Here is a 26,517-nt window from a genome sequence, read left to right as displayed (position 1 = left end):
ATCGAACGGCCGGGCGCATTGCGCTCGGCCGTTTGCATTTCCGGACTACCGCTTCAGCCGTCGGCGCGCAGCGCCTCAGTCGACCACTCGCGCGCCTGCTCCTCCTGCCCGGTGCTGGGCGCGACTCCGGGCCTGCCCGTCAGAAACCCCTGGACCTGCAGGCAGCCTTCTTCGACCAGGATCTGTCTTTGCCGCTCCGTTTCCACGCCCTCGGTCACGACAGGCAGGTTGAGGCTGTTGCCAAGCGCGATGATCGCCCTGACGATGGCGTGCGCTGAAGGGTCCTTGTCGATCAGGGCCGTAAAGCTGCAATCGATCTTCAGCTTGTCGAACGGGAAGGTCTGCAGGTTGCTGAGGGAGGAATGCCCGGTTCCGAAGTCGTCCATGACGATGTGAACCCCGTGGATGCGCAGCCGTCCGAGGGTGGCAAGGACGTCTTCGCGATTGTGCAGCAGCGCAGCCTCGGTGATCTCCAGCTCCAGCCTGCGCGGCTCCAACCCCGTGCGCCGCAGGATGCCGAAGATCTGGTCGAACAGATTGGGAAGCAGGAACTGCACCGGCGAGATATTGACCGACACCGGCAAGGGCTCGTTCCATTTCGCCGCCTCCCTGCAGGCCTGCTCCAGCACCCATTCGCCGATCTGGATGATCGAACCGCTTTGCTCGGCAATGGGGATGAAGACATCGGGACTGATCAGGCCGCGCTCGGGGTGTATCCAGCGCAACAGCGCTTCATAGCCCAGAACCCGGTCGCCACGTAGATCGACAATGGGTTGATATTCAAGGAAGAGTTGCCGCCGAAGCACGGCGTGACGCAGGTCGTTTTCAATCTGCCGGCGGGTGCGCACGGCTTCGTCCATCTCCGTATCGAAGAAGCAGGCAATCCCCTTGCCGGATTGTTTGGCGCGGTAGAGAGCGGTATCGGCGTTGTTGCGCAGTCGGTCGGCGGTGTCGCCGTCGATCGGATAGATCGCCGCGCCGATGCTGACGCCAACGGCGGTCGGATCGCGGTTCGTATCCATCTCCGCGGCAAAAAACGTCAGGATGCGGTCTGTCAGATGACGTGCGGCCTCCGGTTGCTCGCCCCCGACCTGAAGGATGGCAAACTCGTCACCGCCCAGCCGGGCGACGGTATCCCCCTCGCCGACGGCCTCGCGCAGGATGTCGGCAACCTTCTTGAGGATGCGATCACCCTCGCCGTGGCCGAAGATGTCGTTGACCGCCTTGAACCGATCGAGGTCGAGGCAGAGGATGGCGAGGTGCTCACCCTTCGCCGCCGCAGCCGCCATGGCCTGGCCAAGGCGAAGGTCGAAGAAACCACGGTTGGGAAGGTCGGTCAGGGCATCGTGGTGCGCCAGATGCTCGATGGTGCGTTCTGCTTCCTTGCGCGCGCTCAGATCGCGCACGAAGATCACCTCGCATTCGCGCCCGCGATATTCGATCGTCCGGCACGTGAACTCGACAGGAACGGACTGCCCGGCCACATCGACCAGGTCGATCTCCCCCGGGCCGTCGCCGCGATGATGGCCCTCCAGCCCTTCCTTGCCGAAGGCGAAAATGTCCGCGGGATCTCTGGCGACAAGCTCGGGAACCTTGCAGCCCGCCAAGCGTGCGAAGCGTTCATTCGCGTCGATGATGCGGCCTTCATGCACGATGGCCATGCCTTCCAGCGATGCATTGGCAAGGCCGCGCAGGTCTGTCAGATGGCGGTCGACGAACACCGCGCCGAAGGCCAGGATGATCAGCATCGTCGAGGCAGCGATGACCCCACCGGCAAGCCAAGCGGGATGGATGACATCGGTTGCCGGAATATCCGGCGCCGGCACCAGCGTCGCGCCGCTCATCGAGGTGAAATGGAGGACGCAGATGGCAACGACGAGCAGCAAGGTCGAAACCACCAGCCGGCGGACATTGCGCAACACATGAAAGGCATGAAGCGCTACAGATGCCAGCAAGGTACCGGCAACGATGGCGAAGGCGGTGAACCTGGTGTCGTAGACGATGTGACCGGGCATCTCGAGCGCCTGCATGCCGGTAAAGTGCATGGCGGCGATGCCGACACCCAGGATGACGCCACTTGACGCAAGCGCGTAATGCGAGCGTGCACCGAGCCCGACGGTGAACGCGACCCAGGCAGCCGCGACGGCGACCGCAATCGAGAGCGCTGTCCCGGAGGCGCCGTAGGAAACCGTCATCCCGCCATCATAGGCAAGCATGGCAATGAAATGGGTGGCCCAGACGCCGATGCCGCAGGCAACACCACTGGCGGCGACCCAGAGATCGCGCTGGTTGCCTTCACTTCGCTGGGCACGCAGCAGCAACAGCATGGTAGCCACACAGCCGGCCAGGCAAACCACGGCAGCCACCAGCACCAGACGCCAATCGTGGTCATCGCGTATGCATGCAATCACTGAAAACATGATCGTCTCCCGCGTCAATGCCACATTGACAAGGAGTTGCTAAATAACCGTAAATTGCATTAGCGTGCTTGTTCGCCCTTGATACAACCCCAAGAATGGTTGTCTCATCCCGCGCCTCACGCGCGCGCCAGTCAGGCCGTGGCGATCTCGCTATCGATCACGCCCAAGGCGCGCTCGAGATGTCCATCGAAAACGAGCCGTTGCTCGTCTAGCACAACAGATATTTCAGGCGGGCCCTGAAGCCGGAGCTGGAGTGACTGGGACACGCCCTCCATCAACCCACCCTGCAGCAGATCGAAGTAACGCGTCCCGGGGCCGGTGACGTAGATCGGCATGCGCTCGTAAAGACTGAGCATGCGCGATATGCCGTTGCCGAGAGCAAGACCCGCCTGTCGAAAGGCATAGCCCGCCATCCGATGCCCCTGGCGCGCACTCGCCGCGATCTTGTCCATCTCGGCGATCGGGACGAACTTTGCCGGGATCGTGTCGGGCGGCACTTCGAAAGCTGCTCGAAGGATGCCGTAGAACCCGGCGGCCGCTTCGATGCAGCCATAGGCGCCGCACCGGCACAATCCCGCCGATGGCGCATGCAGCATGTGCCCGAAGTTTGGCGCGGTCACGTCGATCTCGCCGAACCTGCCCTTGCGGGCAACACCGAGGCCGATGCTGTGGCCGAGCGAGATGGCGGCAAGCGATCGGAAACCGGCCTCTGGCGCGCGTTCCGCTTCCGCAGCCAGCGCCTGCGCCACCAGCAAGGTCTCATTGTTGAGCATCACCTTCGCCCGCCATTCCGGGGCAAGCAGTGCGGCAAAGTCGAGTTGTTCGCTGCCGAAGACCGGCGACCAGAGCAGACGCGCCGCGTCGTTGTCGACATCGACCAGACCCTTGCTGCTGATGGAGACGGCAAGCACACGGTCACGCGTCAGGCGCGAACGCTGCAGCAAGCGCTCCAGCGCATCGACGAAGATCTGCGCGAAGGCGGATGTGCCGCGTTGATCGTGATTGCGGCTCTCCTCGAAACGGTCGAGCAGCGTGCCGCCGTAATCGGTCAGCGAATATTGCACCACATCGGAAGAGATGCGCACGACGATGACATAGCCGCAGTCGCGGCGCGGCGTGAACAACACACGCGGACGCCCACGTCCGCCCTGCACCTGCTGCTCCGCCTTGGCGATGACGCCTGCCCGCTCGAGCTCGGCCGTGATCGCCGAAACGGTCGCAGACGCAAGCCCGGTCGCAGCAGAAATCTCCGTATGGGAAAGATTGCGGGCACGTCTGAGCGCGGCAAGAACCAGGGCGCTGTTTTGCTGACGCACGAGCTCAGTGCTGGACTTGGTCAGCATCATACGTCCTTGCCGGTGGCGGGTCCTTCGAACACATGCCCTCCCAAAGCATCTGCCGTGCGGCGAAGCAAGGCGCTGACGGCCTTGTCGATAGCCTTGCCAATCTCTGCCACTGATTTTCTCGACTGTCGAGAAATAATCCACAGGCCATTTCGCGAGCCAGGCAATCGCAATCGCGCTGTTCGGCGTCGACAGGAGAGGTGTTGCCGCAAGTTGCATTGCACGGTCGCCGGGCAAAACCCACCGAGCCAACGGACAAGCCATCCGGAACCTTCCCGGAGATCGCCCCGGGCGTTGGTTGAAATGACACGACAATCCTTTTCCGACTGGCCGCGGGACCACACATTCCCTTGTGACGCTGCGGTTGTGCGCGCTGCGCGTCGGTGCATCCAGGTGTCGAATGCGACCGGGTTGCCCGTGTTGACAGGTCCGGGATTCTCTGACATTCATTTTCTCGACTGTCGAGAAAATAAAGCCGAACGATGTTACGGTGGCATTTCGACAGCGTTGCAAGGCTGGTCGAGGATGGTGCGGGAGGTTCGCACGCTCAGCCGGCCGCCACTCGGGAGGATGAAATGAAAACCGTTTTGAAGCTGATGGCAGGGGCTGCCATCATCGCGTCGATGCATTCCGCCGCGATCGCCAAGGACCTGGTGGTCGGCGTTTCCTGGTCCAACTTCCAGGAAGAGCGTTGGAAAACCGACGAAGCCGCCATCAAGGCAGCGCTTGAGGCATCCGGCGACAAGTACATTTCCGCCGACGCACAGTCTTCCGCTGCCAAGCAGCTGACCGACGTCGAGTCGCTGATCGCCCAGGGCGCCAACGCTCTGATCGTGCTGGCGCAGGACAGCGACGCCATCGGCCCGGCCATCGAAAAGGCTGCCGCCGAAGGCATCCCGGTCGTCGGCTACGACCGCCTGATCGAAAACCCGGCCGCCTTCTATATCACCTTCGACAACAAGGAAGTGGGCCGCATGCAGGCTCGCGAAGTGTTCAAGGTCAAGCCGGAAGGCAACTATGTCTTCATCAAGGGCTCGTCTGCCGACCCGAACGCCGACTTCCTGTTCTCCGGACAGATGGAAGTGCTGAAGGAAGCCGTCGACGCCGGCAAGATCAAGAATGTCGGTGAAGCCTATACCGACGGCTGGAAGCCGGAAAATGCCCAGAAGAACATGGAGCAGTTCCTGACCGCCAACGACAACAAGGTCGATGCGGTCGTCGCTTCCAACGACGGCACCGCCGGCGGCGCGATCGCAGCCCTCGACGCACAGGGCCTCGCCGGTTCCGTTCCTGTCTCCGGCCAGGACGCCGACAAGGCAGCTCTCAACCGCGTAGCCCTCGGCACCCAGACCGTGTCGGTCTGGAAGGACAGCCGAGAACTCGGCAAGCGTGCAGCTGAGATCGCCGCGGAACTGGCAAGCGGCAAGAAGATGGAAGAAATCGCCGGCGTGACCGCCTTCAACGGCGGCCCGAAGGGCGTCGCCATGCAGTCGGTCTTCCTCGCACCGCTGCCGATCACCAAGGAGAACCTCAACGTCGTCATCGACGCCGGCTGGATCTCCAAGGACGAAGCCTGCCAGGGCGTCAAGGGCGACGTGGCTGCGTGCAAGTAAGCCGCCCGGACAGGGTTGAGCTCTGACCTCCTGACAAGCGCCGCAACGCACCCCGTTGCGGCGCTTGCGCAAGGTGCGGCCGGGGCGGACAATGCGGCAAGACCTTCGGGCGCGCATTGACGAACGAGAGAAGCGCTCGACAGCTGTCTTCATCATCAGACTTGTCGCGTCCCATCCGGCCGTTTCGTGCCGGCAGACGCGATGACATCAACGAAAGAGTGGGGGGAAGGCACGTCCATGGCCGACATCACACAGGGCAACCAGACACAAAGAACCCAGGCCAACCGGGCCCGCAATGCGGACGAAAACCCGGTGAAGCGCTTTTTCCGCGCCACCGAGATCGACACCCGCCTGCTCGGCATGGTCGGCGCGCTGGCCATCATCTGGCTCGGCTTCGAGATCATGACCGGCGGGCTATTTCTGACGCCGCGAAACCTTTGGAACCTGACGGTTCAGACCTCGTCCGTCGCCGTGATGGCGACCGGCATGGTGCTGATCATCGTCACCCGCAACATCGATCTGTCCGTCGGCTCCGTGCTCGGCTTCTGCGGCATGATCATGGCGGTCATGCAGGTGAAAGTCCTGCCGCAATATCTAGGCCTCGAGCACCCCGCCATCTGGATCATCACGCTTGCCTGCGGCATTGCCGTCGGTGCTGCGATCGGCGCGCTCCAGGGTTCGATCATCGCCTTCCTCAACGTGCCGGCCTTCATCGTCACGCTCGGCGGCCTTCTCGTCTGGCGCGGCGCCACATGGTTCGTCACCAGCGGCCAGACGGTCGCGCCGATGAACTCCACCTTCCGCCTGATGGGCGGCGGCACCGAGGGATCGATCGGGGCGACAGCCAGCTGGATCGTCGGCATCATCGCCTGTATCGCCATCGTCGGGGCCATCCTCAACTCACGCAAACAACGCAAGCGCTTCGGCTTTCCGCTGCGCCCGGTCTGGGCTGAATACTTCCTCGGCATCCTCGGCTGCATCCTGGTGATGGGTGCCGTGGCGATCGCCAACAACTATTACTGGCCGGTCAACATCGCCCGCAAATATGCCGACGCCAACGGCATCGCCTGGCCGGATGGCGGCCTCCTGATCTCGCATGGCATCGCCATCCCCGTGCTGGTCGCCATCGCGGTCGGCATCGTCATGACCTTCATCGCCACCCGCCTGCGCTTCGGCCGTTACGTCTTTGCGCTCGGCGGCAACCCTGAGGCAGCCGAACTTGCCGGCATCAAGACCCGCTGGGTCACCGTCAAGATCTTCATGCTGATGGGCGTGCTTTGCGCCATCGCCGCTGCGATCTCGACCGCCCGCCTCAACGCCGCGACCAATGCGCAAGGCGAGCTCGACGAGCTCTACACGATCGCAGCCGCTGTTATCGGCGGCACGTCGCTTGCCGGCGGTGTCGGCACGATCGCCGGCGCGATGATCGGCGCCCTCGTCATGCAATCGCTGCAGTCGGGCATGGTGCTGCTCGGGATCGACAGTCCGTTCCAGCGCATCGTCGTTGGCGTGGTTCTTGTCGTGGCCGTCTGGCTCGACACCATCTACCGCGCCCGTGCCAAGTAAGAAGGGGTCCGACCAATGAAAGACCAACGCACTCCGCTCGTGGAAATGAAGAACATTTCCATCTCCTTCGGCGGCATCCATGCGGTCGACAACGCCTCCGTCGACCTCTATCCCGGCGAGGTGGTGGCACTTCTCGGCCACAACGGCGCCGGCAAGTCGACGCTGATCAAGATCCTGTCAGGCGCCTACAAGCGCGATGGCGGCGAAATCCTGATCAATGGCGAAGCCGCCGACATCAGCAACCCGCGCGACGCCAAGAAATACGGCATCGAGACGATCTACCAGACGCTTGCCGTCGCCGACAACGTCGACGCGGCCGCCAACCTCTATCTCGGCCGCGAGCTCAGAACGCCCTGGGGCACGCTCGACGACGTGGCGATGGAGGCCAAGGCCCGCGAAGTCATGGGGCGCCTCAACCCCAACTTCCAGCGCTTCAAGGAGCCGGTGAAGGCGCTCTCGGGCGGCCAGCGGCAATCGGTGGCGATCGCCCGCGCCATCCTGTTCGACGCCCGCATCCTGATCATGGACGAGCCGACGGCAGCCCTCGGGCCCCAGGAAACCGCCCAGGTCGGCGAACTGATCAAGCAGCTGAAGCGCGAAGGCATCGGCATCTTCCTGATCAGCCACGACATCCACGACGTCTTCGACCTTGCCGACCGCGTGTCGGTTATGAAGAACGGCCAGGTCGTCGGCCAGGCCCGCACCGAGGATGTGACCAAGGACGAGGTGCTCGGCATGATCATCATGGGCAAGGTCCCGCCCAAGGCGATCCCCGGCCCCGGCGCCATGCTGACCGCCTGACAGAAGATACCGAATGGCCCGGCAATTGCCGGGCCATTCATTTTGAAGCCTAAGCGCTCCGCCTCGGAGTAGGGAAGTGCCGCGTGAGGACGCGAAGGCAAGCCGCGGCAAGGCCCCTGCCTGCCTCCCGGGCTAGCCACACGCCCCTCGCCCGCGCAGCACGTCGATACATGTCGCAAGGCGACACTCGCCCCTCCTCTCGCCACCTGTCGAGACGTGTTCAACGGCCCGTTCGACCCGTTGCCCTGGCAGCAATTTGCAGTCCTTCGCAAATTCCCCTGCGAACTCCGTCATTTCACCATTGAAGCGGCGCGCAAGCTAAGCTATGAACCGCTCACAGCCCGCTTCGGCGGCCTCGCTGCAAACGGATGCACCCGTAGCTCAGCTGGATAGAGTGTTGGATTCCGATTCCAAAGGTCACAGGTTCGAATCCTGTCGGGTGCGCCATTTTACTCAAAAAATCAATACCTTAGGTCAAGGGCACGACTTCTCTTCGCTTATTGCTACGTTTTCGCCTCGTTTCACCAGGCGGAAACAGCCTCTCTCCGGCTCCGCTTGGAAAATTAAGCCCGCCTTGCCGCAAAGCAGGCATAGCGAAGTTTATACCAGCGAGCACTGATCGCGACTTGTTATGGGATTCCCTAATAGGCTGATTTCTGACGCATTGTGCCAAACGGAAGTTTGGCATGACGAGTGCGGTATCGTTACGTGGAGATTTTGACGGGCCTGCGCTCAGGCGGCTGGCGAAGAAGGCAAAGGATGCCGCCCAAGCTCGGCGGCTGTTGGCGGTGGCCTCGGTTTATGATGGCGGCTCCCGGCAGTATGCATCCGAGGTCGGCGCAGTGACGGTTCAGACCGCCCGTGATTGGGTCATTCGCTTCAACGAACGCGGCCCTATCCCTGCCGTGCGGCGTCGTGCGCTGGTGCAGGAATGATCTGGTGCAGTGGCTCGCCCAGGAGTTCAGGCTATCCCTCGACGAGACAACGACCGGCAGGAGTTGAGGGCGTTGGACTTTGCCAAGCTTCCCGCCCGTCCGTGCCGCTGGGCACGTCCGGGAACCCGACCACCTGCCCTGCACGACCCGCGAACCATGTGGGTCTATATCTTCGGCGCGATCTGCCCGAAAAAGAGCAATGGTTATGGTAGCGCCGTGCAGGAAATTGCCGTTCACGTCGATAGAGAGCACGCAGCAGAGGTGGGGCCCTCCGCGGCACCCCTCCCTACAAAGAGGATGGAAATCCGCCCCGCACGTAATTCTTATTTGATCGCAACACTGTTCGACCCGGCAACGACGAGGATACAGCCTTCGACTTGTGGAAAGACTTGGGGGGCCACCGTGAAAAGTTCGGGTGGGAAATAGACTGGCAATCCTCACAATACCGATAATCGTGATTGCCGGATCGCCTTGCTTTTGTTCACGCAATGTTTGAAATATGCCGTATACAACCGTAGCAGAGCACAGTGGCGCGCGTTTCGCGTTGCCACCGTGATGAAGAAGCAAGACAAGGTCCAATCATTTTACCGGGGGAATATCGTGGGCGGCTTTTCGATATGGCATTGGCTGATCGTCTTGATCGTTTTTGTTGTGGCAATCTTCTTAATCGTCAAGTCACGTCCGCCCGGTCCTAATCGGTTCGGTGAGATGCCCTCGTCAATGAGTTTCGGCGAGGCCATTTGGAGCTTCTTCAAGAACTACGCAAGGTTTTCAGGAAGAGCGAGCCGTTCCGAATTCTGGTATTCAATGCTCTTCGTAGTCGCCGTACTGGTGACATTGAACATCGGAGACCCAAGCGAACTTTTGGGCGCTTTGTTCTTTTGTGCGGTTTTCCTTCCCACCATCGCAGTGAGCGCACGCCGCCTCCATGACACTAACCGAAGCGGGAGACTTCAGATTCTTTCGTTGCTCGGCCCAATCGGAACTATCGCGGTTATTGTCTGGTACTGCACGAAGGCAAGCGACCAGAGCCCCGTCTTTACTCATGCCGCGTCCACGCATCCGCCATCGTCGCAGTCAGTCTAAGTGTTGGAAAGGCTTGCAAAGCTAAGCGATAGCGGCGCGATTGTTGGCGAGGAATACGACGCGGAGAAACGCAAACTTCTGCGGACGTAAGTGGACCTTCAGCGCACGCAGCCTCCTTCTCCTACTCGAAGTCTCGGAGGAATTTGGTTTGCTGACCGTCGAGATTGGAAGGTATGAGCATTATCCGGGACGCAAATTGAGCGATCAGGTGCCGCCTACGGTCGATCTTGTGCTTCCTTAAAAAGAGCTGGACCGCGCGCAAATTTGCTATGCCGATTATCAGCTTTTGCGTTGGCGACCGCCGTGAATTATGAACAAATTCAATGGTGACAAGGACTTATCGAAGTACTGTCGGGTGGGCCATCTTTCACAAGTCCTTATTGGACATTGGCTTGCAGTTTGTTTTCGAGACATAGGCAGCTTTTGGCCCGAACGGGTTTTCGAGCGGTTCTGGCATGCACGTCTCGTCATTCGAATATCCCAGATCATAGTGCATGAAGGTCACGAGCCAGATGCGCTCGTCTGCTTGTTTACTTCCGACGACCTGTCCCGCAAAGCCCTTGGCCGAGCTTCACCTTCTGGCGCTTAAAGCACATGCGGCCGCACGTGATGACGGTGCCGTCGTTGTCGTGAAACGGGTCGTCGAAGCCGGGTAAACCTCAGCGGTTACCGTGCTTTGACCTGTCCTTGCCGACTGATAATGTGGCGTCAGGCAACCCAAACGTTCGAGCGGACAATTGCACCCGCGACCGTATTTCGCCGCAGCACATTGGAAATGACGCCCGCCTGGGAAATGGAACTCCACCCTCACCGAGTTACACACAGCTCGGCATTGCAAGGAGACACCATGAGAAACCTCGTAGCTGCGGCGGCCGCAACGTCCGCGCTCCTGATCACCAGCCCGACATTTGCCGCTGACACGGTTCCCGTCCCCACGCTCGCCTGGAACGCTTGCCCGGCAGCCAAGCAAGGTGCCGCGAGCACCGACAGCTTCCAGTGCGCCACGGCCGAAGTGCCGATGGACTACGCGGATCCGTCTTTGGGACGCTTCAACCTAGCGCTGATCAAGGCTCCGGCGCGCGATGCGGGACAGCGGCTCGGCACGCTGTTCTGGAATCCTGGCGGCCCCAGCGACGCGGGAACAGAGTACCTCCCAGCAGCAATCCGCGGCTTTCCTGAGAAGGTGCGTGACCGCTTCGATATCATCAGCTGGGATCCGCGTGGCATGGGCGGACGCACGACACCGGTTGTCCAATGCTTTGACAGTGCCGATGACGAAGCGGCATTCTTCGCCCGCGCCACGCAAGACGGTTTCCCGGTGACGGCGAAGCAACTCGCCAAAGACGCCGCCGGGCGCACCGCGTTCAATGAGGCTTGCGTCAAACGCAACGGCGAACTCCTCGCCCACGTTTCCACGGCGGACAATGCCCGCGACCTCGATCTCTTGCGCCAAGCCGTCGGCGAGGAGACGATGAACTATTACGGCACGTCCTATGGCACCTTCCTCGGCGCAACGTACATTAACATGTACCCCGACCGGGTGCGCGCTGCCGTCCTTGACGGCGCTGTGGCAGTGCCGGCATGGGCCGGCAACGCCGGCGAAAACCTTGCGCTCAGCACCTTCATCCGGCTCGGCTCAGACTTCGGTGCAGCCTCAACTATCCAGGCATTCATGAGCCAGTGCGGGGCGGTCGATGCTTCGGGTTGCGCCTTCTCGGCCGGATCTCCCGAGGCGACAAGGAAGAAATGGTCGGATCTGCTCCAGCGCGCGCAGAAGGGCTTCGCACTCGAAGGCGACACGATCGACGCCCCAAGCATCCTCGCCTACGTCGGCAGCTCGATCTACGTCGTCGAGCCGCTACCGGGCTTTGGCCGCTTTCCCGGTTGGGCGGCGGTGGCAGAGTTCCTGCAGCAGGCGTGGGTGGCGAGCGAAGGCAGCGGGCAACAGGTCGCCGCTGGCGGTTCGGGCGATGCCGGTTCGCCGGCTGCCGTTGCCACACCGGAAAAGCCGGCAGGGGCCACGTATGTCACCAGCGCCGGACGCCAGCTTTCAGTGATCTGCGGCGAAAGCCCCAACCCCACGACCGAAGACGCCGCCGTTCAACAGGCACTGGCGAGTTATCAGCGTGCCGGCATCTCCGCATGGCCGTTTGTGGCGTACTGCGTCGGCTGGACTGCCAGGGCGAAGGCGACCTATCTCGGCCCATGGAACAAGGCGACCGCGCCGGTGCTCGTTATCGGCAACACCAGCGACCCCGCGGCCGCCTTACCCAGTTCGGTTCGCATGGCACAGGCTCTCGGGAACGCGCGACTGCTGATCGTGAACGGTTTCGGGCACACCGTGCTCATCAATCCAAGCACGTGTGCGCAGGACCACATCGCGGCCTATTTTATCGACGGCGAGATGCCGCCGACGGGCGCAACATGCGCCCAGGACAAGCCCCCGTTTCCTGGCGATTGAGCAGCACGAAAAAACACGACGCGCAAAAGTGTGTTGCGGTGTTTTGACGACGACATGCGCAAAAACAAAAACTCAAAGCGCGCAAGCGAATCTGAAAGATCGCGACGCGCTTTCGTTCCGCACCGCATGACGCCCGACTACCCCTGTGCAGCCAAACGCGCATACCGCCCCGGCGCCTCCCCCACATGGCGGCTGAAGGCCGTGCTGAACGCGCTCGCCGAGGCGTAACCAACCCGCTCGGCGACGTCGGAGATTTCGGCGTTGTGGTTGCACAGCAGATCCTTGGCCATCGCCATGCGCCAGCCAAGCAGATATTCCATCGGCGCGACGCCGACATTGCGGGTGAAGCGCTCGAAGAACGCCGAGCGGGAGAGACTGGCCAGCTTCGCCAGCTCGGCCACTGTCCATGATCGCGCCGGAGTGCCGTGCATCGCCCTTATCGCTTCCGCCAGCCGTTGATCGGCAAGCCCGCGCAGCAATCCCGGCGAGGCGTCCGGCCGCTGGGTCAGGCGCAACGCCTCGACGAGCAGCACTTCGACAAGGCGGGCAAGCACCAGATCGCGCCCGGCGCGCTGCTCGCCCGCCTCCTCCGTCAACAGCCGGACCAAGAGCGAAAGCCGCTCGGCGCCGCGCACATGCACCTGCGCCGGCAGCAGCGACACCAGCAACCCGGCATCCTCAGTCGCAAAGACAAAGTAGCCGCCGAGCAGCCGCACGCTTGGCGGAGCGTCGGGATCGCCGTGGCGAACTTCGTCGCCCTGGTCCGGCGCTGCCTTCGGATCGATGTATGTCGGCGTCACGGGCTCGAAGCCCGACAGGGTGAAGCCGGGTGTCGTCGGCAAGAGGACGAAATCACCGGCCTCAAGCACCAGCGGGTCCTGGCCGTCGACGGCGAGACGGCAACCACCTTCGAGTACGGTACAGAAGCCGGGATGGCCGAAGTCGGAATAGCGCACACCCCAGCGGCCGGCACCGCTGATGCCTTTCGTAAACACCGCGCGTGGCCTGAGCAGTGTGATGATTTCAGAAAGTGGGTCGATCATTTCAGGACTATGGCAAATAAGATACGGATTTTCAATTATATATCGTCCGGTCAACGTTGGGTATCATGCCATCATCAGAACCAACCAAGGACATGTCATGAAAACCGTATTGATCACCGGCTGCTCGTCCGGCTATGGCCTCGAAACCGCACGCCTCTTCCACGCCAAGGGCTGGACCGTGATTGCCACCATGCGCTCGCCGCGCGAGGATATTCTGCCGTGCTCGGAGCGTTTGCGTGTCGTGCAACTGGACGTGACCGATCCCGACAGTATTGCGGCGGCACTCGAGGCGAGCGGCCCGATCGATGCGCTGGTCAACAATGCCGGCATCGGCGTGGTCGGCGCCTTCGAGGCGACGCCGATGGCGCATATACGCAAAATCTTCGAGACCAACACGTTTGGCGTCATGGCTATGACGCAGGCGGTGATCCCGCAGTTTCGCGCCAGGAAATCCGGCGTCGTGGTCAACGTCACGTCCAGCGTGACGCTTGCCGCCATGCCGCTGGCCGCTGCCTATACCGCCAGTAAGACGGCGATCGAGGGGTTTACCGGATCGCTGGCCCACGAGCTTGCCGCCTTCGGCGTGCGCGCCAAGCTGGTCGAGCCCGGCTATGCGCCGAGCACGCAGTTTTCGCACAATACCGGCGTCAACATCGCGGACCTGATCCCGGAGACCTATGCGGCGTTTGCGCAGCCGATCTTCGCCGCCTTTGCAAACCCGGCCCTTATTACCAAGGAAAGCGATGTGGCGGACGCGGTCTGGCGCGCGGCCAATGACGCGTCGCAACAGCTGCATTTCCCGGCAGGGGCCGACGCCGTGGCGTTGGCCCGCGCAAGCTGACAATCCCTGTCGGCCCCGCGTCGCCCGCAAGCAACCGTCAGCCGAGCGGCAGGCCCGCAGCGTGCACCCTGTCGATGAGCGCTTCCGTGATCGTCCGGTCGCGGAAGAACTCCTGGGTGCGGATATATCCGGCCGAAAGCTTCGGATCGAGCGCCTGGATCTGCGCCACCAGCTGGCGCGCCCGGTCGGTATCGCCCCGCGCCATCCGCGCGGCGATACGATAAATCAGCGTCCGCCGCGTCTGGTAAGGCAGTGCCCGCGCCACGGCGAAAAGCTCGTCGTGGCGGCCCAGCATATAGAGCGAGGCGACCCGCTCCTCGACGATCCAGACCGGCAGGAACGGATCCAGCGCCTCGGCCCGGTCGAGCAGTTCCAGTGCTCGCTCGGCTTCGTTCGCGTAGGTGTAGAAAGCTGCGCATCGCCCGGCGATATAGGCATCATTGGGCGCAAGCTCGATCGCCCGCTCGTGATGGTGCCGTGAGGCGACGAAATCCCCCTCCATGCATTTGATCGCGCCCATGATGCGGTGGGAGTCCGGGTCGGTGGGGTCGAGATCAAGCGCGTGGGCGACCTGCCGCTCGCCGGCAAAAAGGTCGAAATCCGGCAGGTTGCTCCAGGCGCAGACATGCATGGCGACCGGCCGGCCGAAGGACGGATCCGCATCCATCGAGCGCTCGAACCAGCGCATGGCTTCGCCGATGTGGCTGTCGGCGACGCCGATCAAGCGATGATGGTCGAGACCAAGCAGATAGTATTCGTAGGCAGACATGTTCTCCGGCCGCTTCAGCCGCGCAGCCACCAGCTCCGCCTGCTCGATCCGCCCGGCCACCGTCGCGGCGATCCGGGCCGTCACCTCGTCGATGACGGCAAGCAGTTCCTCAAACGGCCGCTCGATCCGGTCCGACCAGACGAGATGGCCATGGGCGGTCTCCGACAGCGACACATTGAGGCGGACGAGGCCACCGAGCTTGCGCACCGAGCCCGAAACGACGTAGCGCACCCCGAGCGCCCTGCCGACCTCGACGGGATCGCGGGTGGACAGTGCCACCGAGGCCGAGCGCGAGCTGACGAAAAGGCTCTTCAGCCGGCCGAGCTCCAGGGTCAGGTCGTCGGTCAGACCTTCCGTGAGGAAAGACTGATCGTCCTGGTTGGCCGCGAAGGCGACGAAGGGCGTAACGATGACCGAATTCGGCCGCATCGACGCGGGCGGCGCCTCGCGCGTCGGCGCCGAGAGAAACCGGTGCCGGTCGATGTTCGTGCCCACCCGGTAGACGCGGATCGGATCGGCGACACCCTTGAAGCGCCGCTCGCCGACCTCCTCGAAGCCGCAGGGCGAGGCCCGGCGCACCTGCTGATACAGCGCTTCGGACACCTCGATCTCGCCGGCCGCAGCGCTTGATTGCAGCCGTGCGGCAAGATTGACACCATTGCCCCTCAGATCATCGCCGACTGCGAAAACGTCGGCCAGATGCAAGCCGAAGCGCATGTGGTTGGGCGTGGCATCGGGGATTGCCGCAAGCGAACTGCGTGCCTCCATGGCCGCGCGAAGAGCATTGACCGGGCTGCCGAACTCGGCAAGCACGGCATCGCCGGCCGTGTTGAAAACCCGGCCATCGTGCCGCACGACCGTGTCGCCCACCACCCTCAGGCAGGCCGAGACGCACTCGACAGCCTCTTCCTCACGCGTTTCCATCGCCGCCGTCGACCCGACGAAATCCGCCACCATGATCGCTACCAGCTTGCGCTGCATCTCCATCGCCTCGCCGGCACATGGGCCGCCTGTATTAGAGGATAGCACATTGCAGCGGGTCAGACAGCAATCGCTGCTTTAGCGATAACTTCAACAAAAGAAGGAACACCCCGCTGCGCGCCGTCATCCGGGCAACGCATGAGGGCCGGCGTGCGGGCTGCCCTCATCATTTCTGCTTTTTCGCCTATAACATGCCGGCTTGAAGTTGCGAGAAGGCTGGCGGAGCTGCAGCCAAATGGTTTATTGAGCCGTTGTTTTCATATACAGCCTGCGACGTGTGGAGTGTGCAGATTTGACGGTCGAGTTTCTGACAACAGAAACGTCGCCGTGCCGTGTGGCTCTAATTCGCTGGCACAAGTTTATAGCTAACCATGGGACAAGTTCGTATGGCTGAGAAATCTAAGGTCGCCCTCGTCACTGGCGTCACGGGACAGGATGGCGCTTACCTTGCACAACTCCTGCTGGACAAGGGTTACATCGTACACGGCATCAAGCGACGGTCTTCGTCTTTCAATACCGCCAGGATCGACGATATCTACCAGGATCCTCACGAGAAGAATGCGCGCTTCTTCCTGCATTACGGCGATATGACGGATGCCACGAACCTCATTCGGATCATGCAGGAAACGCAGCCGGACGAAATTTACAACCTCGCCGCACAGAGCCATGTTCAGGTCTCGTTCGAAACGCCGGAATATACCGCCAATTCGGATGCGCTCGGCACTTTGCGGCTATTGGAAGCCATCCGCATCCTGGGTCTGACCGACAAGGCACGGTTCTACCAGGCATCGACGTCCGAACTCTACGGCCTGGTTCAGGAAGTCCCTCAGCGCGAAACAACGCCGTTCTATCCCCGAAGCCCCTACGCCGCGGCAAAGCTCTACGCCTACTGGATCGTCGTAAACTATCGCGAAGCATACGGAATGCACGCTTCGAACGGGATTCTCTTCAACCACGAGAGCCCGCTGCGCGGTGAAACCTTCGTTACGAGGAAGATTACCCGCGCCGCCGCGGCCATCAAGCTTGGCAAACAGGACAAACTCTACCTCGGCAATCTCGACGCCAAACGAGACTGGGGCCATGCGCGCGAATATGTCCGCGGAATGTGGCTTATGCTGCAACAGGACAAGGCCGACGACTACGTGCTCGCCACCGGGAAAACCACCGAGGTGCGGACGTTCGTCGAATGGGCTTTCGCCGATGTGGGCATCACCCTGCGCTGGCAAGGCCACGGTGTGGAGGAAACGGGGATCGATGATGCGACCGGCCGGGTGCTCGTCGAGGTCGATCCACGCTATTTCCGGCCGACCGAGGTCGACCTGTTGATCGGCGATCCGACCAAGGCCCTGGAGAAACTGGGCTGGTCGCATGAGATCGGCGTCAGAGATCTCGTCAGGGAGATGGTGGAATACGACCTGCGCGAAATGGAAAGCCATTAACACTGCCGTGCCGGTGCACGAACAAAGCGAGATACGAGAGTGACGAAAATCCTGCTAACAGGTGGAGGCGGTATGGTTGGGCGCAACCTCGTATCGCTGTGTCGCAATGTCGGTATCGACATTGTCGCCCCCGGCCGAAGCGAGCTTGACCTGCTGGACTTCAACCAAACGCAGAATGTCCTCAAGCAATTGAGCCCTGATCTGGTGATCCATGCCGCAGGCGTCGTCGGCGGCATTCAGGCCAACATCAAAAATCCGGTGCGGTTCCTCTCCGACAACTGGGCGATGGGAAACAACATCGTCCTTGCGGCCCGATCGGCCGGCGTGGCGCGGTTGCTCAACCTGGGCAGCTCCTGCATGTACCCTCGAAACAGCGAAGATCCGTTGCGAGAGGACCAGGTTCTGAGCGGGACGCTCGAGCCGACGAATGAAGGATATGCACTGGCCAAATGCGCCGTTGCGCGCTTGTGCGAATACGTGACGAGAGAGACCCCGCAATACGACTACAAGACGATCATACCGTGCAATTTGTATGGCCCATTTGACAAATTCGACCCGGGCGTTTCGCATCTCATACCCGCGATCATTCACAAGCTGCATGTCGCCAAACTGCGCGGCGAGACATCAGTCGAGATTTGGGGAGACGGGTCGGCACGGCGCGAATTCATGTTCGCCGGAGATCTTGCCGATGCGATCGTCTTCGCCATCGCCAACTTCGCCTCCATGCCGAGCCTGCTCAATATCGGCCTCGGCGACGATTTTACAGTGAACGAATACTACCAGGTTGCCGCGGATGTTATCGGCTATGACGGCACCTTTGCGCATGACATTTCAAAACCGGTCGGAATGAAGCGCAAGCTGCTGGACGTAACAAAACAGACGATGCTGGGGTGGGCGCCACGCACGACGCTTCGCGACGGTATCCGCGAAACCTACGAATACTATCTTTCACTGGAAGCCTGATATGCCTTATCCATTAGCCAATTCCACCTGGGATCAAGAAGAATACGAAGCCCTCCAGACGGTGATCAAGTCTGGCATGTTTACCATGGGCGAGAAGGTTTCGCAGTTCGAGCGGGCTTTTGCAGACTATGTCGGCAGCAAGTATTGCGTCATGGTCAATTCCGGTTCCTCCGCCAACCTCCTGATGATCGCCGCGCTGCGGTATCGCTCCGCGTCGCCTCTGCTGCCGGGAGCGGAAGTCATCGTTCCCGCAGTCTCATGGAGCACGACCTACTACCCGCTTCATCAATATGGGCTGAAGCTCCGTTTTGTGGACATCGACGCACAGACACTGAACTTCGACCTCGAACAGCTGTCGCAGGCGATAACGCAGGATACAAAAGCGATCATGGCCGTGAACCTGCTCGGCAATCCCAATGATTTTGCCCGCATAAAGGCGATTATCGGCGATCGCGACATCGCCCTCATCGAGGACAATTGTGAGTCGATGGGCGCCTTGTATGAAGGTAAGCAGGCCGGCACGTTCGGATTGATGGGGTCTTTCAGTTCCTTCTTCAGCCATCACATATCCACCATGGAAGGTGGGCTTGTCGTGACCGACGACGAGGAATTGTTCCATGTCATGTTGTCCTTGCGCGCTCACGGCTGGACAAGGAACCTGCCGAAAGTAAACCGGGTGACGACCGACAAAAGCGATGACCCGTTTACGGAGTCGTTCCGCTTCGTGCTTCCCGGCTACAATCTGCGCCCCCTGGAAATGAGCGGCGCGCTGGGATTGACCCAACTTCGCAAGCTGCCCAGCATCGTGGACGAGCGCCGGAAAAACGCCGAAGAATTCCTTGAGCTGATGCGCGACTATCCGTTCCTGCGAGTCCAGCGCGAAATTGGCCAAAGCAGTTGGTTTGGCTTCAGCCTCATTGTCGAACCGGACTCCGGCGTGACGCGGGAAAACATGCTTCACTTGCTCACCGAAGCACAGGTCGATGTCCGGCCGATCGTGGCGGGCAACTTTGCCAAGAACGAAGTTCTGAAATGGTTCGACTATTCCGTTGCCGGCGACCTGAGCAACGCTGATACGGCCGACAAACACGGCTTCTTCATCGGCAACCACCACTACCCGCTTGAGCAGGAATTCGAACTGCTGCGCTCGGTGTTCGGCAAGACGAATTGGAAGTAGTGTGATGGCGGGGGCTCTTACCCCCTGCAGCGTTCATGACGGGAAACAATTCTTCGATTGCCCCAATGCAAGCGGCGCCGGCAAAAAACCACCTGCCGCGCGTTTTCGCCTATGCGAGGGTTTCTCTCGGCAACGCAGTTCGCGCGGTCAAGACCGTCATAGAGCCTGCTCTCGCAGAAACCGCCGAGACGGAACTCAACGTGGCCCGCCGGCGTGTCCTTTGTGATCACAACCTCTTGGCCATCCTGGCAAAGCTGGCCGGACAGCTGAAACATGAAGAGAAAGGCAGACCGCCTTCAGCCGGAGGCGAGGCACATTAGCTTTAAGCATTAGGCGTTGATGCTTCTGCACCGGTGACATTCAGGCTCATGGGTGCCGAGAAGCCGACGATCACACCAACGACGCGACGCGGAGCGCGCGCAAGCTTCCCGCTCCTTCAAACTCCAACTTCCCATACGAATACGCACCGACCACCTGGCTCGCTGTCCAGCGCCACTCGCCGCTTCTCAGTTTGCAGCACTTACAAACGCTGCCACGTGGCAGGCAGGATATCGCTTGCATCGTGATCCTTCGAGCGAAACCACTGTGCTGGCGCAATCACGTGCTTTTCCACGTTCGGATTGAGCCACGCCCCCCACCAGCTGAATGTGCTGTTGGCGATAATGTGCGCGCGGCAAGCTGCCATCAGGTGCATGTCCTCGCCGTCCTGACCATCCGCCTGAGGCTCCACGAAGATCATCGACGGCCAGGACGGCAGGTTGGCGCGGGCCCAGGCCGGATCATCGGAGAACACAAAGAAAGACGGGTTGTCGAAGCGCGCAGCCATCTGGCGCATTGCCTCGGCATACCACTCCGGTTCGCATGTCCCGTGGATAGAGTTGGCCGAGGGATTGCTGACATAGTCACCGCGGCGAACATGGACGGAGACGGGCGCGTCGGCAGCGCGCACCTGCTGCAAGACCTCTTGTCTTGCAGCGCTGAAGGGGGCCCTGAGTCCGAACTCCTTGCGGATGACATCTGCCACCGAGGCAAAGTACTTCTCGGTCTGCCAGTAGCCCTGGAGGTGCACCGGGCCACGCAAGTCGAGGATCGCTGCGTCAAACGTGTTGGCTCGCTCCTTGGCGATGAGACAGGGCGACGTCTTGGGCAGAAGCCGCGACTTCACCTTGTTGAAAAGCCCCCTGCCCGGCTTCGCCGGCACTTCGTCCGGGCGAGCGCTCTCCGCTTGAATTGCAAACTGCTCCAACCCGAAAGCCCAGGTCTTGTAGCGTTGCATTTCCGTCAGATCCAGCTTGAGCGTTTGTCCGCTAGCAGACGCGAGCGACCGGCCGGCCGCATACTGAAACATCTGGTTGCCGAGACCACCAAGGATACGCGTGATTATCAAGAGATTACCTTCGATTGTTGGGTTGCTTCAACAGGCTCTGACCCGTCACGCCTCGTCCGGCTCTTTCCATCGCCCCACATAAGGCAGATTGCTCAGGAAGCGACCGATATCGTCACGCGCGCGGTAGATCGCCCGCAGTCGCCGGAAGCGCCGCGACTTCTTTGCACGCTGGCCTCCCTGCCAGATCTCCGATTGCTCGGGCGTTTCCGCCGCGTGCGTGACAGGCAACGGCGAGATCCCATAGGAACCGACCCCGTGGGTCCAGAACCGATCCAGGTGGCAATCGACCGGCTCGAACCAAATCGCGGCCGTGGCCAAAAGCTTGGATGCGGCCTGTGGCGACACCGCATAGCACGACGTCCCGTGCGGTCCACGCTCGAAGCGGACAATGCGCATCGCGTCGTTCAGGCGCTCGCATGTCGCCCATTGGCGCCGCTTGTGCCCGGAAAACCGCAAGAGCCCGTAGCGCTCGATCTTGCGGGCGGCGAAGTGATAGGCTTCCGCAAAATTGTCGTTGAGAACGACATCATCTTCGAAGATGAGAAGCGGCTTGTTCTCTCGCACGCAGCGCTCCCAAAGAAGATAGTGGCTGGCGAAGCACCCAAGTTCACCTGCATTGAGAATGAACCCTCTGCGAACTTCAGCAAGATGCTCGTCAAAATGGTCAAATGACGAATGCCGCCCCTTGCGCCCGTCGACCGCATCGAAAAAGCTGTAGGGCAATCCGAGCGGTTCAAGCAGGCGCACCATGTCCTCACGTCGCTCGACGGAACGTTCCAGATTAACCACGACAATCTCGAGCGCAGTATCCTTCACTTTATCGATCACCCCTTGTCACTTGATCATCACATTTCGCAAGGTTTCTGGGCCAACTGGAGCGAACTTGTCAATCCGCCACCGCTGCCCGGTATCGCCATATTGGTGTTGTCGGCGTCAAGACGCGTTGAATGCACGGCGCCGGGACGCGGCCGTCCGTTGCGAAGAATTGCCGTGGCGGTCTTGCGTCGGAAAATATCGCATGGAAGTCTAAGGCTGCGCAATTGCGCAAGATCGTGGCTTGGTCTAAGCGAAGACCTTCATTGGCAGCGATACTGTGGCCGTTTGGCACGCCCTACCAGCGCCTTTTAACCTCCCGCGCACGCCGCCCGGGAGCGACCGCGCGAAAGGCAGGCAGCAAGCCGCCGCATCGATCAGGAAGTGCAATGCCTCAAATTGACCTTTGCATCGTTGCCACCCGGCGGCCCGAACTGCTTGCGCAAACCCTTGCGAGTTTTCGCGAGAAGATGCTTTGCCAGCTTGATATGGGATCGACCTATCTCAATCTCGATCCGGCCTTCGGCACGCCAGACGACCATGCCGCCTGCATTGAGGTCGTGCGCGGCCACTTTCCCGATGCGGTGATTTTCGAGCCGGAGCAGCCCGGCTTTTGCGCCGCCGTCGCAAGAACATGGGCGGCAAGCACGTCGGAGTATGTCTTCCATCTGGAAGATGACTGGATCTCGCTCAGGGACATGGGTGAAGAACTGTTCCAGCCGTTTGACGATCCGTCTGTCATGCAGGTGTCTTTTCACACTGCAGACCAGAACTGGGACATTGCCCGCAAGGGCCATTTCCATCAGCGCAACGAATATGCGCGGCTGCTCGGCATCAAGATCCCGCTGTTTCGCACCTTCCCGAAGTTCACCACCTCGCCGTCGATCCTGCGCGGCAACTTTGCGCGCCATTGCGCCAGCCTGATGGATCTCAGCCGCGATCCTGAAAAGCAGTTTTATTCCGGGGTCAACCCGGCCATGGAAGCCTACGTCGCAAGCTATCGCAACTACATCTTCTCGCCGGAGGCAAAGCCGGTCATTCGCGACATGGGACGGGAATGGCGCGATCAGCGCAACATTCGCAAGGTGATCACCAACTCCACCTCGACCTGGGAAAACGGCAGCTGAACTCGGAGCATCCCGCTTTCGACGGAAGTGCCGAAGGTGGACAAGATGCTCCAGAACCGGATTTCCGGAGCGCCGGTGGTCGGCGTTGCCCGCGTTTCTTGCGACACAGGCGAATTGATCAGCCGTCACCCCCGCTTCGGCGCGACGGCTGATTTTTCAACGTCAGGCGGCAGCGCCCTTGCGCTGGAAACCCTTGCTCGCAACCATCAGATTGCGGGTATAGTCCTCGCTGATCCGTCCGGCGACGAGATCGGCCGAGGACAGCCGCTCGACCACGCGGCCGTTCTGCATCACCGCCAGGCGGTCGCACATATGCGTGACGACACCCAGGTCGTGGCTGACCATGATGAAGGTCAGCTTGCGGTCGCGCCGCACCTGTTCGAGCAGGTTCAACACCTCCGCCTGCACCGAGGCGTCGAGCGCAGAGGTCGGCTCGTCGAGAAGCAGGATCGAGGGCTCGAGGATCAGCGCCCGCGCGATCGCGATGCGCTGGCGCTGGCCGCCCGAAAGCTGGTGCGGGTAACGGAAACGGAAACCCGAGCCGAGGCCGACTTCGTCGAGCGCCTTCAGGATGCGCCGTTCGCCATCGGCAACGCCGTGGATGGCGAGGGGCTCGAGCAGTTGCCGGTCGATCGTCTGGCGCGGATGCAGCGACCCATAGGGGTCCTGGAACACCATCTGCACATCGCGATAGAACGCTTTGTCCCGGCGATTGCCCGTCAAAACCCGGTCGTGCACGCGGATCTTTCCCGATGTCACCGGCGCAAGGCCGGCGACCGCGCGAAGCAGGGTCGACTTTCCGGAGCCGGACTCGCCGACGAGCCCGAAGGATTCGCCGGGCGCGACATCGATGCTGACGTCGTCCAGCGCCTTGAACTCGTCATAGGTGACGACAAGATTCTCAGTGGAAACGGTGGCGGTCGTCATAGGGCCCACTCCGGTTTGCGATCGAGGACCGGCAGGGGATGACGATCCGAACCGATCGCCGGCATGCAGTTCAACAGGCCCTGGGTATAGGGATGTTTGGCGTTTGCGAGATCGGACGCGGCAAGCTCCTCTACGATCTTGCCGGCATACATCACGATGACGCGGTCGCAGAACGAAGACACCAGCCTGAGGTCGTGCGAGACGAAGATCAGACCCATGCCGCGCTCGGAAACCAACTTGTCGAGGATACCAAGCACTTCGAGCTGAACCGTCACATCGAGCGCCGAGGTCGGTTCGTCGGCGATCAAAAGCTCGGGTCCCGCCACCAGCATCATCGCGATCATCGCGCGCTGTCCCATGCCGCCTGAAACTTCGTGCGGATAGAGGTCGAAGACGCGGCCGGGATCGCGGATCTGCACCGCCTCCAGCATGTCGAGCGCCCGCTCGCGCGCTTCCGCACGGCCGACGCTCTCATGCCGCGTCAATGTCTCGACAATCTGCCGACCGATGCTCATCACCGGGTTCAGCGAATACTTCGGGTCCTGCAGGATCATCGCAATCCGCTTGCCCCTGAGATCCCGCCGTACCTTCGGCGCGGCCGACAGCAGATCGATGCCTTCGAAGGAAAGCGTCTTGGCCGTCACCCGCGCGTGCGCCGGCGTCAGTCCCATGATCGCGCGACCCGTCTGCGACTTGCCGGAACCACTCTCGCCGACAATGCCGAGCCGCTCGCGGCCAAGCGTGAAGGAGACCCCGCGCACGGCTTCGACCAGCCCGGTGCGGGTCGGAAACGAGACCTTGAGGTCGTCGACGGTCAGAAGCGGGTTCATTGTCCGCTCTCCCGCGGGTCGAGCGCATCGCGCAGGCCGTCGCCGAGCAAGTTGAAGCCGAGGCTGACGATCAGGATCGCAACGCCGGGCATGGTGGCAACCCACCACTGGTCAAGGATGAAGCGGCGACCGGATGCGATCATCGCGCCCCATTCCGGCAATGGCGGCTGTGCGCCAAGGCCGAGGAAGCCGAGGCCCGCGGCAGTCAGGATGATGCCGGCCATGTCGAGCGTGACGCGCACGATCAAGGACGACATGCACATCGGCATCACATGGCGAAAGACGATGCGGGTCGGCGACGCGCCCATCAGTTGCACGGCGGCGATATAGTCGGAGTTGCGCACCGTCAGCGTTTCAGCGCGCGCGATGCGCGCATAGGGCGGCCAAGAGGTAATCGCGATGGCGATGACGGCGTTCTCGATGCCGGGGCCAAGTGCGGCCACGAAGGCGAGAGCCAGCACCAGCTTCGGAAAGGCAAGGAAGATGTCGGTGATGCGCATCAGCACCGCATCGACCCATCCGCCGGCATAGCCCGCGACCGCACCGACGATGAGGCCGACCGGGGCGGCGATAATTGCGACGAGCAGCACGACCGCAAGCGTCAGCCGCGAGCCGTGGATCAGTCGGGAGAGGATGTCGCGGCCGAGATCGTCGGTACCGAGCAGGTAGCCGGGGGTGCCGGGCGGCAAGAGGCGGGCATTGGCGAGATCGCCGATATAGGGCGAGTGCGGCGCCAGCACGTTGGCAAAGGCTGCAATGAACACCAAGGCGAGCAGGATCAAGAGGCCGAGAACGGCCAGCTTGTTGGCGGAAAAGCGCTGCCAGGTCATGTAGGCGCGGCCGAGGCGCGCCTGCGTGCGCGATTGCGGCCGGTCGGACAACAGCCATTCGCGGCGTGTCATCGGGCGTGTTTCAGTGACGGTGCTCATCGCTGGCGCGTCCTTGGGTCAAGCGTCCGATAGAGAAGATCGGACAGGAGATTGATGCCGATGAAGACCGAACCGATGACGATGGTGCCACCGAGAACGGCATTCATGTCGGCATTCTGCAGCGAATTAGTGATGTAGAGGCCAAGGCCCGGCCAGGCAAAGACGGTCTCGGTCAGGACCGACCCTTCGAGCAGACCGGCATAGGAAAGCGCAATCACGGTAACGAGCGGCACGGCGGCATTGCGCAGCGCGTGGCCCCAGATGATGCGGGTTTCCGAAAGGCCCTTGGCGCGGGCGGCAACGATATACTCCTGCTGCAGCTCGTTCAGCATGAAGCTGCGCGTCATGCGGCTGATATAGGCAAGCGAGAAGTAACCGAGCAACGATGCCGGCAGGATGATGTGGCGGAAGACGTCCCAGAGCACATCCCACTGCCGCTGCCAGAGCGCATCGAACAGGTAGAAGCCGGTGATCGGCGTAAACGTGTATTCGAACACGATGTCGATGCGGCCGGGATAGGCGACCCACTTCAGCCGGGCATAGAACACCAGGAGCGACAGGAGCGCCAGCCAGAAGATCGGCACGGAATAGCCGACAAGGCCGATGACGCGGACGATCTGGTCGGCGATGCTGCCGCGCTTGACGGCGGCGAGAACGCCGAGCGGCACGCCGAAGATGGCGCCGATCAGAGTGCCGAGCGTCGCAAGCTCCATGGTCGCCGGGAAGACACGACGGATATCGGTCATGACAGGATTGGTCGTCAGCACCGAAATGCCGAAGTCACCGGTCAGCGCCTGACGGACATAGATGAAGAATTGTTGGTAGAGGGGCAGGTTCAGCCCCATCGCCTCGCGCGTCCTTTCGACGACATGCGTTGGCGCCCGGTCGCCGAGGACGGCGAGCACCGGGTCGATCGGGATCACCCGGCCGATGAAGAAGGTCACGGCCAGAAGGCCAAGATAGGTGGTGACGACGATCACCAGGAACCGCAGGACGGCACCCATGATCTTCGCTGGACGGGCGCGTCGGCGCCCGCCCATCCGTTCTGTTCCGCTCATGCTCAAGG

At 61.6% G+C, this 26,517-nt stretch carries 21 protein-coding genes and 1 tRNA gene; 12 read left to right on the top strand and 10 right to left on the bottom strand.

Annotation, left to right across the window (positions count from 1 at the left end; translation table 11 throughout):
• Positions 1–53: 53 nt before the first annotated feature.
• Entirely contained in the window at positions 54–2,420 is a 2,367-nt protein-coding gene (locus tag AC07UR_RS16630) for a bifunctional diguanylate cyclase/phosphodiesterase (RefSeq protein ID WP_209791024.1), read from the bottom strand.
• A gap of 131 nt (positions 2,421–2,551) precedes the next feature.
• Entirely contained in the window at positions 2,552–3,763 is a 1,212-nt protein-coding gene (locus AC07UR_RS16625) for an ROK family transcriptional regulator (RefSeq protein ID WP_173423967.1), read from the bottom strand.
• Positions 3,764–4,338: 575 nt separating this feature from the next.
• Between AC07UR_RS16625 and xylF the strand changes: the two genes are divergently transcribed.
• The 7 genes from xylF to AC07UR_RS16590 all read left to right on the top strand — a co-directional run bounded on the left by xylF (position 4,339) and on the right by AC07UR_RS16590 (position 12,225).
• Complete coding sequence (xylF, locus tag AC07UR_RS16620; RefSeq protein WP_173423966.1) at positions 4,339–5,376, top strand: D-xylose ABC transporter substrate-binding protein; 1,038 nt, start codon at positions 4,339–4,341, stop codon at positions 5,374–5,376.
• A gap of 237 nt (positions 5,377–5,613) precedes the next feature.
• Entirely contained in the window at positions 5,614–6,942 is a 1,329-nt protein-coding gene (locus AC07UR_RS16615) for a sugar ABC transporter permease (protein ID WP_173423965.1), read from the top strand.
• A 15-nt stretch (positions 6,943–6,957) separates the two neighbouring features.
• A complete protein-coding gene (locus AC07UR_RS16610) occupies positions 6,958–7,743 on the top strand; it encodes an ATP-binding cassette domain-containing protein (RefSeq protein ID WP_209791025.1) in 786 nt (261 codons plus the stop codon).
• A 370-nt stretch (positions 7,744–8,113) separates the two neighbouring features.
• Positions 8,114–8,190 (top strand) — tRNA-Arg (locus tag AC07UR_RS16605).
• 239 nt (positions 8,191–8,429) lie between these two features.
• Positions 8,430–8,678, top strand: a complete 249-nt coding sequence (locus AC07UR_RS16600) for a hypothetical protein (RefSeq protein WP_209791026.1) — start codon at positions 8,430–8,432, stop codon at positions 8,676–8,678.
• Positions 8,679–9,233: 555 nt separating this feature from the next.
• Positions 9,234–9,764 (top strand): DUF805 domain-containing protein, encoded by a 531-nt coding sequence (locus tag AC07UR_RS16595; protein ID WP_209791027.1) that lies wholly within the window; start codon positions 9,234–9,236, stop codon positions 9,762–9,764.
• Positions 9,765–10,611: 847 nt separating this feature from the next.
• A complete protein-coding gene (locus tag AC07UR_RS16590) occupies positions 10,612–12,225 on the top strand; it encodes an alpha/beta hydrolase (protein ID WP_494700047.1) in 1,614 nt (537 codons plus the stop codon).
• Positions 12,226–12,362: 137 nt separating this feature from the next.
• On the opposite strand, the gene AC07UR_RS16585 is transcribed toward AC07UR_RS16590, so the two are convergent.
• Positions 12,363–13,268 carry an AraC family transcriptional regulator gene (locus tag AC07UR_RS16585; RefSeq protein WP_209791029.1) on the bottom strand — a complete coding sequence of 302 codons (906 nt, stop codon included), beginning with the start codon at positions 13,266–13,268 and terminating at the stop codon, positions 12,363–12,365.
• Positions 13,269–13,365: 97 nt separating this feature from the next.
• On the opposite strand from AC07UR_RS16585, the gene AC07UR_RS16580 reads away from it, so the two are divergent.
• Positions 13,366–14,109: an SDR family oxidoreductase gene (locus AC07UR_RS16580; protein WP_209791030.1), complete on the top strand. Its 744-nt coding sequence runs from the start codon at positions 13,366–13,368 to the stop codon at positions 14,107–14,109.
• A gap of 37 nt (positions 14,110–14,146) precedes the next feature.
• Here the strand turns inward: AC07UR_RS16580 and AC07UR_RS16575 are convergent, their stop codons facing one another.
• Positions 14,147–15,859 (bottom strand): adenylate/guanylate cyclase domain-containing protein, encoded by a 1,713-nt coding sequence (locus AC07UR_RS16575; RefSeq protein WP_209791031.1) that lies wholly within the window; start codon positions 15,857–15,859, stop codon positions 14,147–14,149.
• 386 nt (positions 15,860–16,245) lie between these two features.
• Between AC07UR_RS16575 and gmd the strand changes: the two genes are divergently transcribed.
• Genes gmd through AC07UR_RS16560 form a run of 3 tightly spaced genes read left to right on the top strand, consistent with a single transcriptional unit; the run spans position 16,246 to position 19,438 of the window.
• On the top strand, positions 16,246–17,298 hold the full coding sequence (gene gmd, locus AC07UR_RS16570; protein WP_209791032.1) for a GDP-mannose 4,6-dehydratase: 1,053 nt from the start codon (positions 16,246–16,248) through the stop codon (positions 17,296–17,298).
• A 39-nt stretch (positions 17,299–17,337) separates the two neighbouring features.
• Positions 17,338–18,261 carry a GDP-L-fucose synthase family protein gene (locus AC07UR_RS16565; protein ID WP_209791033.1) on the top strand — a complete coding sequence of 308 codons (924 nt, stop codon included), beginning with the start codon at positions 17,338–17,340 and terminating at the stop codon, positions 18,259–18,261.
• Between the two features lies 1 nt (position 18,262).
• Complete coding sequence (locus AC07UR_RS16560) at positions 18,263–19,438, top strand: DegT/DnrJ/EryC1/StrS family aminotransferase (RefSeq protein ID WP_209791034.1); 1,176 nt, start codon at positions 18,263–18,265, stop codon at positions 19,436–19,438.
• A 520-nt stretch (positions 19,439–19,958) separates the two neighbouring features.
• Here the strand turns inward: AC07UR_RS16560 and AC07UR_RS16555 are convergent.
• Both AC07UR_RS16555 and AC07UR_RS16550 read right to left on the bottom strand, forming a co-directional pair.
• On the bottom strand, positions 19,959–20,825 hold the full coding sequence (locus AC07UR_RS16555; RefSeq protein ID WP_209791035.1) for an alpha-1,2-fucosyltransferase: 867 nt from the start codon (positions 20,823–20,825) through the stop codon (positions 19,959–19,961).
• Between the two features lie 45 nt (positions 20,826–20,870).
• Complete coding sequence (locus AC07UR_RS16550; protein ID WP_173423953.1) at positions 20,871–21,641, bottom strand: glycosyltransferase family 25 protein; 771 nt, start codon at positions 21,639–21,641, stop codon at positions 20,871–20,873.
• Positions 21,642–22,027: 386 nt separating this feature from the next.
• Between AC07UR_RS16550 and AC07UR_RS16545 the strand changes: the two genes are divergently transcribed.
• Positions 22,028–22,765: a glycosyltransferase family 2 protein gene (locus AC07UR_RS16545; protein WP_234941905.1), complete on the top strand. Its 738-nt coding sequence runs from the start codon at positions 22,028–22,030 to the stop codon at positions 22,763–22,765.
• A 162-nt stretch (positions 22,766–22,927) separates the two neighbouring features.
• Here AC07UR_RS16545 and AC07UR_RS16540 read toward each other — a convergent pair whose 3' ends face one another.
• Genes AC07UR_RS16540 through AC07UR_RS16525 form a run of 4 tightly spaced genes read right to left on the bottom strand, consistent with a single transcriptional unit; the run spans position 22,928 to position 26,491 of the window.
• Positions 22,928–23,692, bottom strand: coding sequence for an ABC transporter ATP-binding protein (locus AC07UR_RS16540; protein ID WP_209791036.1), 765 nt, complete (start codon positions 23,690–23,692; stop codon positions 22,928–22,930).
• Positions 23,689–24,522 (bottom strand): ABC transporter ATP-binding protein, encoded by an 834-nt coding sequence (locus AC07UR_RS16535; RefSeq protein WP_209791037.1) that lies wholly within the window; start codon positions 24,520–24,522, stop codon positions 23,689–23,691. Before AC07UR_RS16535 ends, AC07UR_RS16540 begins: the two co-directional genes overlap by 4 nt.
• Positions 24,519–25,451, bottom strand: a complete 933-nt coding sequence (nikC, locus tag AC07UR_RS16530) for a nickel transporter permease (RefSeq protein ID WP_112810654.1) — start codon at positions 25,449–25,451, stop codon at positions 24,519–24,521. The genes AC07UR_RS16535 and nikC overlap by 4 nt, the downstream gene beginning before the upstream one ends.
• Positions 25,448–26,491 (bottom strand): ABC transporter permease, encoded by a 1,044-nt coding sequence (locus AC07UR_RS16525; RefSeq protein ID WP_112810653.1) that lies wholly within the window; start codon positions 26,489–26,491, stop codon positions 25,448–25,450. Before AC07UR_RS16525 ends, nikC begins: the two co-directional genes overlap by 4 nt.
• Positions 26,492–26,517: the final 26 nt, after the last annotated feature.

This window comes from Ensifer sp. GW821-FHT05G01 (assembly GCF_059419585.1).
This window is presented reverse-complemented; position numbering and strand designations above follow the sequence as displayed.

What these genes read in the sequence shown, in the direction of transcription:
- AC07UR_RS16630 (WP_209791024.1), bottom strand. Translation starts at nt 2,420, where the DNA reads ATGTTTTCAGTGATTGCATGCATACGCGATGACCACGATTGGCGTCTG.
- AC07UR_RS16625 (WP_173423967.1), bottom strand. Translation starts at nt 3,763, where the DNA reads ATGCTGACCAAGTCCAGCACTGAGCTCGTGCGTCAGCAAAACAGCGCC.
- xylF (WP_173423966.1), top strand. Translation starts at nt 4,339, where the DNA reads ATGAAAACCGTTTTGAAGCTGATGGCAGGGGCTGCCATCATCGCGTCG.
- AC07UR_RS16615 (WP_173423965.1), top strand. Translation starts at nt 5,614, where the DNA reads ATGGCCGACATCACACAGGGCAACCAGACACAAAGAACCCAGGCCAAC.
- AC07UR_RS16610 (WP_209791025.1), top strand. Translation starts at nt 6,958, where the DNA reads ATGAAAGACCAACGCACTCCGCTCGTGGAAATGAAGAACATTTCCATC.
- AC07UR_RS16600 (WP_209791026.1), top strand. Translation starts at nt 8,430, where the DNA reads ATGACGAGTGCGGTATCGTTACGTGGAGATTTTGACGGGCCTGCGCTC.
- AC07UR_RS16595 (WP_209791027.1), top strand. Translation starts at nt 9,234, where the DNA reads ATGAAGAAGCAAGACAAGGTCCAATCATTTTACCGGGGGAATATCGTG.
- AC07UR_RS16590 (WP_494700047.1), top strand. Translation starts at nt 10,612, where the DNA reads ATGAGAAACCTCGTAGCTGCGGCGGCCGCAACGTCCGCGCTCCTGATC.
- AC07UR_RS16585 (WP_209791029.1), bottom strand. Translation starts at nt 13,268, where the DNA reads ATGATCGACCCACTTTCTGAAATCATCACACTGCTCAGGCCACGCGCG.
- AC07UR_RS16580 (WP_209791030.1), top strand. Translation starts at nt 13,366, where the DNA reads ATGAAAACCGTATTGATCACCGGCTGCTCGTCCGGCTATGGCCTCGAA.
- AC07UR_RS16575 (WP_209791031.1), bottom strand. Translation starts at nt 15,859, where the DNA reads ATGCAGCGCAAGCTGGTAGCGATCATGGTGGCGGATTTCGTCGGGTCG.
- gmd (WP_209791032.1), top strand. Translation starts at nt 16,246, where the DNA reads ATGGCTGAGAAATCTAAGGTCGCCCTCGTCACTGGCGTCACGGGACAG.
- AC07UR_RS16560 (WP_209791034.1), top strand. Translation starts at nt 18,263, where the DNA reads ATGCCTTATCCATTAGCCAATTCCACCTGGGATCAAGAAGAATACGAA.
- AC07UR_RS16545 (WP_234941905.1), top strand. Translation starts at nt 22,028, where the DNA reads ATGCCTCAAATTGACCTTTGCATCGTTGCCACCCGGCGGCCCGAACTG.
- AC07UR_RS16540 (WP_209791036.1), bottom strand. Translation starts at nt 23,692, where the DNA reads ATGACGACCGCCACCGTTTCCACTGAGAATCTTGTCGTCACCTATGAC.
- AC07UR_RS16535 (WP_209791037.1), bottom strand. Translation starts at nt 24,522, where the DNA reads ATGAACCCGCTTCTGACCGTCGACGACCTCAAGGTCTCGTTTCCGACC.
- nikC (WP_112810654.1), bottom strand. Translation starts at nt 25,451, where the DNA reads ATGAGCACCGTCACTGAAACACGCCCGATGACACGCCGCGAATGGCTG.
- AC07UR_RS16525 (WP_112810653.1), bottom strand. Translation starts at nt 26,491, where the DNA reads ATGGGCGGGCGCCGACGCGCCCGTCCAGCGAAGATCATGGGTGCCGTC.